This is a genomic window from Pseudomonas sp. HR1 (assembly GCF_030175875.1).
Classification (GTDB): domain Bacteria; phylum Pseudomonadota; class Gammaproteobacteria; order Pseudomonadales; family Pseudomonadaceae; genus Chryseomonas; species Chryseomonas oryzihabitans.
Genome location: NZ_JASNRF010000040.1, coordinates 1 through 924 on the forward strand (window position 1 = coordinate 1; position 924 = coordinate 924).

A 924-nucleotide genomic window follows, 5' to 3' on the forward strand; every position below is an offset into this window, starting at 1 on the left:
CGCCAGTAGAGCATCCCAAGGTTCAGGAGCTTCGCGACTTGGTGCTCTGGTCCGAAGGGCAAGTGTGGTGCTCCCCCGAGCGCCATGGCTCGATGTCAGCGGTCTTCAAAACGCAGATCGACTGGATTCCGCTCACGCTGGGCGCGGTACGTCCTACCCAAGGCAAGACGCTCGCTGTCATGCAGGTCAGTGGCGGATCCCAGTCGTTCAACACGGTGAACCAGCTGCGGGTCCTCGGCCGGTGGATGCGCATGGTGACCATCCCTAATCAGTCGTCGGTCCCCAAGGCGTTCCTGGAATTCGACGAAGCGGGCCGCATGAAGCCTTCTGCCTACTACGATCGGGTGGTGGATGTCATGGAGGAGCTGATGAAATTCACGCTTCTCACCAGAGGCCGGGACGCCTACCTGGTTGATCGCTACTCCGAGCGCAAGGAGAGCGCCGAAGCACTCTCGGCGCGGGTCAATCAGCGTTCGATCTGATCGAATCCGTTCTAATGCGCTCGCAGGCGAATCAATCCTTGTTGATAAAGATGATCAAATACAGCGACGAGTGCTTGAATTTGCGCTGCAGGTAAAGCACCTACCTCTTGGGCGGCAGAAACACAGTCGCCTGCTCGACAGAAATGTTGATCGAGACACTGCAGACCAGGCGCATCTTCAATAATCCTGATGTAATACGCGAGCATAGTTGAGACATCTGTATTATGCATTTTTATAAAATTTCAAGAGGCTCGATAAGAAGTCTACTGCGGCACGCCATTTCGACCATATCATGAGGTAGTCTACAACTTCACAAACAGCTACCAAGCCTGTAAAAGGGGAATACCAACCAAAGCATTCAGCCTACCTAAACAGCGCGATCAAAAGACATTAATTTATAAAGATGCCGAGCACGTTTATTATTTTTGAATAGCAATTTCCT

At 52.4% G+C, this 924-nt stretch carries 1 protein-coding gene; it reads left to right on the top strand.

The features are described from left to right. Window positions 1–482: arsenical resistance protein ArsH (gene arsH, locus QKY98_RS23460; protein ID WP_284671683.1), on the top strand; the 482-nt coding region annotated here is incomplete at its 5' end. Between the last annotated feature and the right edge of the window lie 442 nt (window positions 483–924).